Origin of the sequence: Methanohalobium sp. (assembly GCF_018609725.1) — an archaeon.
In the GTDB taxonomy this organism is placed as follows: Archaea; Halobacteriota; Methanosarcinia; order Methanosarcinales; family Methanosarcinaceae; genus Methanohalobium.
The window spans coordinates 1-10,865 of record NZ_JAHENT010000062.1 but is presented as its reverse complement, the minus strand read 5'-3'; the positions used below and the strand labels follow the sequence as shown (position 1 = coordinate 10,865).

General features: G+C 35.8%; 11 protein-coding genes, 1 tRNA gene and 1 pseudogene. 10 read left to right on the top strand and 3 right to left on the bottom strand.

Annotation, left to right across the window (positions count from 1 at the left end):
• Positions 1–191 precede the first annotated feature (191 nt).
• The 8 genes and pseudogenes from QZ276_RS03850 to QZ276_RS03815 all read left to right on the top strand — a co-directional run.
• A pseudogene (locus QZ276_RS03850) lies at positions 192–377 on the top strand (zinc ribbon domain-containing protein); the annotation flags it as partial.
• Between the two features lie 183 nt (positions 378–560).
• The gene (locus QZ276_RS03845; protein WP_292485453.1) at positions 561–800 is read left to right on the top strand and encodes a hypothetical protein; all 240 of its coding nucleotides are present in this window, start codon (positions 561–563) and stop codon (positions 798–800) included.
• 49 nt (positions 801–849) lie between these two features.
• The gene (locus tag QZ276_RS03840; RefSeq protein ID WP_292485451.1) at positions 850–1,893 is read left to right on the top strand and encodes a 60S ribosomal export protein NMD3; all 1,044 of its coding nucleotides are present in this window, start codon (positions 850–852) and stop codon (positions 1,891–1,893) included.
• A gap of 346 nt (positions 1,894–2,239) precedes the next feature.
• A complete protein-coding gene (locus tag QZ276_RS03835) occupies positions 2,240–3,148 on the top strand; it encodes an ATP-grasp domain-containing protein (RefSeq protein ID WP_292485449.1) in 909 nt (302 codons plus the stop codon).
• A 39-nt stretch (positions 3,149–3,187) separates the two neighbouring features.
• Positions 3,188–3,685, top strand: coding sequence for a transcription factor (locus QZ276_RS03830; protein ID WP_292485447.1), 498 nt, complete (start codon positions 3,188–3,190; stop codon positions 3,683–3,685).
• A 5-nt stretch (positions 3,686–3,690) separates the two neighbouring features.
• Positions 3,691–4,197, top strand: a complete 507-nt coding sequence (locus tag QZ276_RS03825) for a TIGR00295 family protein (protein ID WP_292485445.1) — start codon at positions 3,691–3,693, stop codon at positions 4,195–4,197.
• 118 nt (positions 4,198–4,315) lie between these two features.
• Positions 4,316–4,951, top strand: a complete 636-nt coding sequence (gene psmB, locus QZ276_RS03820) for an archaeal proteasome endopeptidase complex subunit beta (RefSeq protein WP_013193900.1) — start codon at positions 4,316–4,318, stop codon at positions 4,949–4,951.
• A gap of 127 nt (positions 4,952–5,078) precedes the next feature.
• Positions 5,079–6,995: a beta-CASP ribonuclease aCPSF1 gene (locus QZ276_RS03815; RefSeq protein WP_292485439.1), complete on the top strand. Its 1,917-nt coding sequence runs from the start codon at positions 5,079–5,081 to the stop codon at positions 6,993–6,995.
• Between the two features lie 60 nt (positions 6,996–7,055).
• On the opposite strand, the gene QZ276_RS03810 is transcribed toward QZ276_RS03815, so the two are convergent.
• The 3 genes from QZ276_RS03810 to QZ276_RS03800 form a co-directional block, all read right to left on the bottom strand.
• A complete protein-coding gene (locus QZ276_RS03810) occupies positions 7,056–7,709 on the bottom strand; it encodes an HAD family phosphatase (RefSeq protein ID WP_292485437.1) in 654 nt (217 codons plus the stop codon).
• Between the two features lie 120 nt (positions 7,710–7,829).
• Complete coding sequence (locus QZ276_RS03805; RefSeq protein WP_292485435.1) at positions 7,830–8,114, bottom strand: ferritin family protein; 285 nt, start codon at positions 8,112–8,114, stop codon at positions 7,830–7,832.
• Positions 8,115–8,225: 111 nt separating this feature from the next.
• Positions 8,226–8,297, bottom strand: a tRNA-Gly gene (locus tag QZ276_RS03800).
• 367 nt (positions 8,298–8,664) lie between these two features.
• Between QZ276_RS03800 and QZ276_RS03795 the strand changes: the two genes are divergently transcribed.
• On the top strand, positions 8,665–9,900 hold the full coding sequence (locus QZ276_RS03795) for a C39 family peptidase (RefSeq protein ID WP_292485433.1): 1,236 nt from the start codon (positions 8,665–8,667) through the stop codon (positions 9,898–9,900).
• A 66-nt stretch (positions 9,901–9,966) separates the two neighbouring features.
• Positions 9,967–10,865 (top strand): nitrous oxide reductase family maturation protein NosD (locus QZ276_RS03790; RefSeq protein ID WP_292485431.1); only part of this gene is annotated, 899 nt, incomplete at its 3' end.

The window sequence follows — 10,865 nt, the reverse complement described above, 5'->3', positions numbered from 1 at the left end:
CTTTCAGGGATAACCGATAGTGGGGATGTGAACTCCCCTGGAAGAATAAGACTTTCAAGGTAGACTTCTTCCGAAGCCGCTGAGTCTTTAGCTCAGCGGTAGTTCACCCTAACTATCGTAGAAGGCTCCCTGCGAAGCTGGGAGATGAACGCGATATACACACTTGAATTACAGTTAACATAACATATAAAGGACGATTCGAGCCATCAAGCAAAATCTGTCATGTATGCGGATATTATAATAAGGATTTGGAATTAAAAGATAGAGAATGGGAATGTCCTGACTGCAAAACGACACATGATAGAAACATCAACGCATCAGTCAACATTAAAAAATTCGCACTGGATAGACAGAATTTAATTTCACCTTCGGGATGAGGGGGTAGAGCCTGTGGAGTTGTGTTCGTTAGAACAAACTATGAAACAGGAAGGTCCTCCCAAAAGGGAGGAGTAATTCACTTGATAAATTAACTATCGTTATAATATGATATTTAGCAGAAGATTTAAATTTTAACAACCCTTAATTACTTTACAAATACAGGGATGTCGGGTTTTATTATTATGAGTCCGGAATGCATGTTTTGTGGAGTTAATTGTTACGACCCGGAAGCTGTAGGTGGGAATATCCAGGAAAGTCAGAATATTTGTGAAGGTAAACTTGTAGGCAAAAGGTTAATCTGTGCGAACTGTTTATATCAGCTTCGAAGAGTGCTGGGTATTGAAGATTTAGAAAATGAAATATTTGAAGAGGACATACTTGAAGGTGGAGAAGTAAAAAATGATAAATGGCAACTCTGGTAATTATTCACCGGGTGAAATTTATATATAATCAACTACATATTTTTTAGTGATGAGTCTCATTTTATGTCCCAAATGCGGAAATGAAACTGATGTGCTGTACGAAAACGTTTGTAAAAACTGTTTTTTTGAACAATTTCAACTGGCCAGACTTCCGCATGTAATTCATGTTAAATTTTGTTCCAGATGTGGTTCGGTTTATTATCATGGAGTATGGGATGATGTGGATAGTACCGGAGATATGGTAGTCAGAATGGTTGAAGATGAATTAATGGTTCATGAATACGCCAGTGACCTTGAGATATATTTTGAACCCCAGCAATTGACATCTTATATGTATCGTGTACGTGTTATTGTAGATGCACGTGTGGAAGGTGTACCTGTCAACCAAGAAGTTGAAACAGAAGTGCGTATAGGGCGTGAATCCTGTGACAGATGCAGCCGAATAGCAGGGGGCTATTTTGAAGGCATAGTACAAATTAGAGGTACAAACAGGGTGCCTGATAAAAATGAGGTAGAGAATTGCATAAGGATAGCAAATGATGTAATAGACCGTATGTATAAGAAAGGTGAAAGGTTTGCCTTTATAAGTAAATCAGTAGAATCAAAACATGGAATTGATCTTTATATTGGCTCATCAAATACTTCTCGTCAAATATGTAAGCAGATAGAATCTGAACTTGGTGGGAAATTCTCCGAATCTCCGACGTTATTTGGGCAAAAAGATGGCAAAGAAATATACAGGGTTACTTTTTCCATGCGTCTGCCTGAATTCAAGGCAGGAGACATAATAGAATACAAAGATCGTGTAATCGAAATCAAAAATTCAGGAAACCGGGTTTCTGGTAATGATTTGTCTAACGGAACACGTTTTGTGGAATGTCAGGATAAAATGAGTAAAGCAGTACATGTGGCAAGCAGGGATGATGCAATAACAGCTGTACTTGTATCAGAAGGTGATAACGAAATCATGGTGCTTGACCCTGAAACTTATAAGACGTTAACCCTTAAAAAACCAGTAAATTTTGAAAGTGGCAATAAAAGCGAAATACCTGTAATAAAAACAGAAGACGGTTTATTTGTTCTGTCTGATTAATATTACCAAGCAAAATCAAGAGGAGTAGCAGAATATTAATCATATACAAAACATTCTGATAATTGGATACGATACCCGGAATATAGTATGCTCTGCAAATAAATCAGGGTATAATGTATATTCAATCGATGTATTCTGTGATTTTGACCTTAAAGAATCTGCAGTTTCAACAAAAAAGATACCATCCAATGATGTAGAAGATATAAAAAGCATATCTTGTAAAAAAATAGTTGAATGGATATCAGAATTTGAAATCGATTTTGATGCTATTGTCCTTGATTCAGGTTTTGAATATATAAATCAGGAGCAATTACCATCCAAAGTTTTGAACAACAGTCAAGAGATTATGGATGACGTTACAGATAAGTACAGGTTTGCCAGGAAACTTGAATCAATGGATATTCCACATCCTGTTACCTATTCGGCTAATGAAATAAAATATATTGATGATTATCCAGTTATAGTTAAACCAAAATGTGCTGGTGGAGGGGTGTTCAACAGAAAGGTCGAATCTTTTGATGAACTTGAATCGGTAATTGATGATTTATTGAAAACATATCCCTTATGGACATTAGATGATTTGATAATCCAGAAATTTGAGGAAGGAATTCCTGCAAGTGTATCGGTTGTTTCCACGGGAGATAGTGCGTATGCAATAGCTATAAATGAACAGTTAATAGGCGAACCTTGGCTTACAGATACGGAGTTTGCTTATTGTGGTAATATAACACCATTTGAAACGTTGTATCAGGACGAAATGTATAAAATCTCAAAACAACTGATGCTTGAATACGACCTTAAAGGTTCAAATGGCGTTGATTTTATTATAACTGAAAATGGTCCAGTTGTATTGGAAATAAACCCAAGGCTACAGGGAAGTCTGGATTCTGTTGAGCTTGCTACCGATATGAATCTGTTTGATGCACATGTAAAATCCTTTTCTGGAATTTTTCCAGAAATAACAGATGTCAAACAGTTTGCAGCAAGAGCTGTTGTCTATTCGCAAAACGATGTGCTTATAAATAAACAAATTTTAAATGGTTTGATTGGCCAGAATACTGTAGATATTCCTGATGTAGGACATTATATAGGTATAGATGAGCCACTGACTTCGGTGGTGCATAAAGGACATAGTAGAAGGGATGTAATGGAAAAATTAAGAACAAGCGCGGAAAAAATCCGCTGTCTTACAAATGGTAAAGGTAAAGAGGAAAACAAAACCTTACCAAACTTAAACACAAAATTAAAATCCTAACTTATTTCATATTAATTGCTATTGTTGAGGTGAAGATTTTTGGTAGACTTAAACGACCCGGTTATTCGAGGTTACCTGAAACAGCTGGTTGGTGACGAAGGCTTAAAAATGATTGAGAATATGCCTGAAGGAGAGGTTACCGATGAAAAGATTGCAGAAGAAACAGGAGTTCTTTTAAATATCGTTAGGCGTACACTTTTTATTCTGAATGAATATAAACTAGTGGTTTGCAGGAGAGAACGTGATACCAGCAGTGGATGGTTGACTTATCTCTGGCGTCTTGATTTATCCGGGATAGAAAACCGGCTGGAAAAAGAGCGAAAGAAATTAATTCAAAACCTTGAACAGCGTCTTGAATTTGAAGAGGGGAATGTATTTTTTGAATGCCCTGAAGGGTGTTTACGTCTCCTTTTCAGTGAAGCTACAAATTACCATTTTCTATGCCCACTATGTGGAGAAGACCTTGTAGCACAGGATAATTCCAAAACCATAGAAAATATCAGGTCAAGACTTAATAAACTAAAAAAATGCGGATAAGTACCATGCTATCACGAACAAAAGCCTTAAATCTGCTGTCGGAAACGGGATGTGAACCGCATGTTGTTGAACATTGTAAGGCGGTCTCATCGTTTGCAGTTGAGGTTGCAAAGGAATTAAAAAAAACCGGTAAATCAGTGGATATGGAACTTGTTGAAATCGGTGGTTTACTCCATGACATCGGGCGCTCACGTACACATGGGGTTAAACACATAGTGGAAGGTGCAAAAATAGCAAAATCACTTGGTCTTGACCCAAGAATTGTGCGAATTATAAAAACTCATATAGGTGCAGGTCTTACTCCGAAAGAGGCAGAAAATCTGGGATTTCCGGATGATGACTACATTCCCTTTACAATCGAGGAAAAAATAATAGCACATGCTGATAACCTTGTAGAGGGTACAAAAAGACGGTCTCTGGATGAATATATATCACAAATGAGTGATAAAAATTTGGATGAAAGTGTTATAGAACGTGTAAAACAACTTGCATATGAAATAGGTGTTTATTGAATGAAAGTTTATTCGTGCAGAAAAACTTATATAGAAAAATTACCAATGATTTATCAGAATCCAAAAACATACTCCTCAGAACATAATTTTTCATTTTTTTAAACTATGAGGTATACTAATGAGTAGTGATAACCAACATTTAAAAGGAACAACCACTGTTGGAATAGCCTGCAGTGATGCGGTAGTTCTTGCAACAGAAAGAAGAGCAACAATGGGCAATTTCATTGCAAGTAAAACCGCAAAGAAAATCTATCAGATTGATGATAGGATAGGAATGACAACAGCGGGTTCAGTAGGGGATGCACAGCAAATTGTTCGCATCATAAGCGTCGAATCCAAACTCTTTAAGATGAGACGTAATGAACCAATAACTATAAAAGGAATTACTACACTTTTATCCAACCTGTTAAGCGGTCAGCGTTATTTCCCACTTATGGTGCAGCTTATTGTAGGTGGTGTTGATAAAACTGGACCCAACATGTATTCACTCGACCCTCTGGGAGGGAGGATAGAAGAAACAAATATCGTTGCGACTGGTTCAGGATCTCCGATAACCTATGGTCTGCTCGAAGACCGTTATCATAAAGATATGACTTCTGATGAAGGTGCAGAACTTGCAATCAGAGCCCTTCATAATGCCATGAAACGGGATTCAGCATCAGGTGATGGCATAGATGTCGTTGTTATAACTAAAGACGGTTATAAACAGCTTGATGAAGAGGAGGTCAATAATAAACGTGCTGCTCTTAACTAATTAGAAGTATTAAAACCAAAAACTTCTGTTTGTTTTTTACATTTTTGATATCCAAATTTAAATTTAATATTTAACCCGTAGAAATTTTAATATTTTCTACTCAATTTTTTACAGGAAGGCTGTTTCTATGGATATAGAAGAGATGTTACTGGACTTAAAAAAGAAAATAGAAAGCAAGTTGCCAAATGATACTACTATATCAACTGTTGAATTTGAAGGTCCTCAACTTGTAGTTTATACCGAAGAACCGCGTAAGTTTGCAGACAATGGTAATATCATACGAACCCTTGCAAAAGACCTTAGAACACGTATTGTTGTAAGGCCTGATCCAAAAGTTCTTGTTCCGCCTGAAGAATCAATGGATAAGATAGGAAATATTGTCCCGGAAGAAGCGGCAATATCCAATTATCATTTTGACCCTGATGTGGGGGAAGTAATAATAGAAGCCGAAAAGCCAGGATTGGTAATCGGTAAACAGGGAGATACCCTAAGGGAAATTACAAAAGAAATAGGCTGGACACCCAAAGTGGTACGTGCTCCTCCAATTAAATCACGGACTGTTAAAAATATCCGTGAATTCATGCGTAACAACCATAAAGAAAGAAAAGATATTTTAAAATCAGTTGGACGCCAAATTCACAGGGAAACTACTACAAAAGACCAGTGGGTCAGGATTACGTCTCTTGGAGGCTGTAAAGAAGTAGGAAGAAGCTGTTTTATCCTTTCTACACCTGAATCAAGAGTAATGATTGATTGTGGAGTCAATATTGGTTCTGATGAGAATATGACACCTTACCTTTATGTTCCCGAAGCTTATCCACTCAGTCAGTTGGATGCTGTTATACTGACACATGCCCACCTTGATCATTCTGGATTTATACCGCTTTTGTACAAATATGGCTATCAAGGGCCGGTATATTGTACTCTGCCTACGCGAGACCTTTCAGCACTATTGCAGCTTGATTACATCGATGTAGCGGGTAAAGAGGGTCGTATTGTGCCTTATGAATCCTCACAGGTACGAGAAGCTCTCAAGCATACAATTACACTGGACTTTGAAGAAGTAACCGATATTGCGCCTGATATAAAACTCACCTTCCACAATTCTGGACATATTCTTGGTTCTGCAATAGCACACTTCCATATCGGAGATGGTCTTCACAATGTAGTTTTCACAGGAGATTACAAATACGGCAGTACCAGATTGTTTGATCCGGCAGTAAATAAATTCCCGAGAGTTGAAACCGTTGTTACAGAATCTACTTATGGTAGTAGCAACGCTGTCCAGCCAAGCCTCAAAGATGCAGAAAAACATCTCCAGCAGGTTATTATAAATACACTTCAAAAAGAAGGAATTGTGCTGATACCTGCATTTGCAGTAGGTAGAAGTCAGGAAGTCATGATTGTACTTGAAGATGCTATAAGAAAGGGCTTGATTGATGATGTGCCAATATATCTTGACGGAATGATATGGGAAGCAACTGCAATTCATGCCACCTATCCAGAATATCTCAACAATGAATTGAGAAAATCCATTTTCCAGAAAGGACAGAACCCCTTCCTGTCGGATTCATTTAAACCTGTGGACTCCAATGAACTGCGCCAGAAAATCATTGATGAACCCCATCCATGTGTGATACTTGCAACAGCTGGTATGATGAACGCTGGCCCAATCCTTGAATACTTCAAAGCGTTTGCATCAAATGAAAACAATACACTTGTATTTGTAGGTTACCAGGCTGACGGAACACTTGGACGCCGCATCCAGAAAGGCTGGAAAGAAATCCCGATGTCCTCGTCTGCTAATGGTGGTACACAGACAATTAATGTAAATATGAATGTTGAAGTCGTAGATGGATTCTCTGGACATTCGGATAGGAAACAATTAATGGATTTTGTTAAAAAGATGAAACCACGTCCGGAACGTGTTTATACTGAACACGGTGAAGAAAAGTTCTGTATCGACCTTGCAAGTTCCATTTACAAGAAAAACAAAATCGAGACACGTGCACTTACAAATCTTGAAACAATAAGGCTGGTGTAAAATACAGCGGGTCAAGTGCAGGAAAAAACCTGCACTTATATTTCCAGTCTGTTGATGGTTTTATGCCTGTCCTGAATATATTTTTTGCAGGAATTTTTTGAGACCGCTATGGTCTTCAACCACAACATCAGCTTTATCTAGTTTTTCAGGGTCAACATAGGTTGGAACAGCTACGCAATACAATCCTGCATTCTTCGCGGAATTAACTCCCAATGGAGCATTTTCCACAACGATACATTCATCCTTTTCTACATTAAGCATTCCCAATGCTTTCAGGTAAGGTTCGGGAGAAGGTTTGCCATCATCAACATCTTCTCCTGTTACTATGACATCAAATATATCTGGATAGAACCGACCTACCATATTAAAAACAGCGTTCCTATCGGCTCCTGATACTACCGCGAGTTTAAATTTATTTTTAAGCTGGGATAGGCATTTATCCATATCTTCAAAATTTTTCAGGTTGGCGATTTGTGAAAATATTTTCCTTTTTTCCTGTGCGATTTCATCGAACTGATGGGGTTGTGGGGATTTTCCCATTTTTTGAAACATTATTTGGATTATCCCTACATGGTTCGACCCTTCTATTTCATATATATCATCTTTGTTTATTTCAACCCCTGCTTTTTCAAATGCTATTTTCCATGCCTGTGCATGATATGGCATGGAATCAGCAAGTACACCATCAAAATCAAAAATTATCGCTTTTAACATAGTTCGACCATTATGTTAACGCCTGATAAAAATTATTACATCGAAACGGTTTACTATATGTTTAAAATATGAATAAAAAGTGTATTTATTAAAAAAGTGAATTGTGAAGTGTTAATGCCATTACTTCGACAATTCTTCTTCAACTTCTTCTTTACCGGCTTCCAATTCGTCAACCTGCTGTGAATCAAACTTTAAAAGCATTGTCTGGAATTCACCAACATGGGTTTTTTCTTCCTTAGCAACATCAAGAAGTACAGATTTGATTTCATCATTATCTGTAAGGTCTGCCATTTCTTCATAAAGGTTTATGGCATCCAGTTCGGCAATTATCGCTGCTCTGAGTATTTCCTTATCTTTGTTTTCCAGCTGTACTTTATTGAGATCAATTGGTATTTTTGATAGCAAAATCTCACCCCTGTAACTCTATATTGCATACAAAAGAGATAAACTTTTTTCTTATCTATTATAATATAGGGATATGTAGATATGATAATTGTAATTTAACCAGAAATAGTATGCGTTGACCGGGATTTGAACCCGGGTTGGGGGCTTGGAAGGCCCCAGTCATAGCCACTAGACCATCAACGCCTGTTTACTGCATAACCAACTTGTGTTTTTAAGATATAAAGTTTATGGTTTTATGGGCTTTGACCATAAACCCCCTTAATTTATAGTCGGATAGATGACTTTATGGTCAGAAACGGTAAGGAACTAGGCTACCGGCTAAACGATATTTTTTAATCTAACTTGAAAACAATTATTTAATGATTAAGGATAAAAATACATACAGAACAGATTTTTGGTTTCATCTTACTCTGTTAAATTATATTTCTAAATTTAACAAAAGGACAGTTTGACGGTTTGGTTATAATTTTTTTATAATGTGAATGCATTAGACTGGTATGTGAGCATCAAATAAAGATGTTCAACAAAAGCCGTATTAAAGGGGGAAAATATGAAAGCGAAGTTGAGTACATTGTTAATGGTAATGGTACTGATAAGTATGGCATTTGTACCAGCTGCAAGTGGACAAAACAATATATCCAATGAAACACAATATTCTAACAATACGGACAACGTTAGTTTAGAAAAAGCTAGGTCAGTCGCTTCTTATTATGTACAATATGTACCAAATGTGACCGAAAAAGTTGAAAATTTCCAAGACTGGAATGATGCAACCGTAAAGAAATCAAAGATATTTTATAACCTAAAAGGTGAAAAATCTGCTTATGCATTTAATGTCACCGTAAACGGGGAATACTCAGGGTATATCCTAATTTCAGCAACAAAAGACAACTATCCTGTCCTTGAATTTTCAAAAGGTAAAATACCCAGTACTATTCCAAAAATTAAAAACAAAACTGAATCTTTATTAAAAGAGCATGTTAACAAAGATAACCTAACTATTGGAAAAGCAAAACCACTTTATTTAGGAGCAACATTTTATTATGCTCAATATCCCTTAAAAAATAAACAGGGCAAAGTTGTCAGTAATGTAACGGTAGACTTGACAACACCAGCGATTGTTAAATCTAATAAATCAAAGGTTAAAAAACCTATTAAAGAAATTAATTCTTCAGGACAGCAAAAAATGAAAAAAGAAGAAGCTCACAGACAGTGGAAATCCATTGAGAAAAGAATGAGTACTGGATTAAGCTTACCAAAAGCTAAAGTATCATCTAGTGAGCTAGGGTGGATTGATGGAGTACCTGCATACGAATGGTATAAAGGTTGTTCACCTACAGCATCTGCAATGGTTTTAGGGTATTGGAAAAATAATGGTTATCCTGGTTTTCCTGAGGAAATAACTTTGATAGAAGAATTAGCTAATACTATGGGTACATCAAATTGGCCTGAAGGCACAACTTGGCCAACTGAAATAGACAACGGAATCGAAGAAGTTTGCGATAATCATGGTTATAATAATTTTGATGCAAATAACGATTATTATGTATCATGGAATGAAATCATAAATAATGTAAACTCGGATGAACCATTTGTAATTAATATGTTGAGCGGTGGAACAGGTAGTGGTCATTCCCAATCTTATGGTGAACATAGCGTTACATGTGTTGGTTATTCAGATAATACAGAAGATTATATTTTCATACACGATACATGGGACGAAAATACACATCATATCGCCTTTGGAAATTGGGGAGGAGCAATGGCGACATGGGTAAATCCTTAACTGCTTTTTTATTGCATTTTTTCAAAGAATTAAGTAGTTCGAAAATGTAATGAGAGGCTGAAAAACATGAAAATGAAACATTTTGCTTACTTTGTTTTACTTTTTGTATTAATTTCAACTGGTTCTGTAACAGCTGATACAATTATAGTAGATGACAAAACAGGAAATAACTATACTTCCATAAAAAAAGCTGTCGATGATGCTAATTCAGGGGATAATATTGTTGTTTATCCTGGTAAATATGTAGAAAATATAGTTATTGATAAAGAGATATCCATAGAATCTAAATCCAAGAACCCAGAAAATACAGTAATTCAATCCAAAACACCAGAAAAAAATGTTATTCAGGTTAATTCTGACAAAGTGAATATAAGTGGATTTAAGATAATGGGTGTTAAAAACACGAACCAATCAGGAGTATATATTAATAAAGTAGAAAAATGTAATATCAGTAACAGTATTTTTTCAAAAAACTTCAATGGAGTATCTTTTTTCAAATCAGAATGGAATACCTTAGTCAATAATACTATGAAATCCAACAAAAACCATGGTATTTATTTGAAAAAATCAGAAAATAATAGAGTAATAAACAATATTGTAAGTTCAAATAGCAGATATGGTATTTTTTTACAAAGGTCTATAAACAACAATATAATTACCAATAATATTCAAAATCATAGTAATAATGGAATACTGGTAGATCACTCAAACAACAATTTGCTAAAAAATAACAAATTTTTTAATAATGAATATGGTATTTACATTCATTCTTCGCAATCCAATAAATTAAAAGTTAATAAAATCTCAGACAATAAAATTGGTATCCAAGGAGGTTTTTCAAACAAAAATGAATTAACTAATAATAGCATATTGAAAAACAAAGTTGGAATCTGTTTGTACAAGTGTAATAGCAATGATATAATTGCCAATCTTATAAATGGAAATATCCATAAAGGAATTCTTCT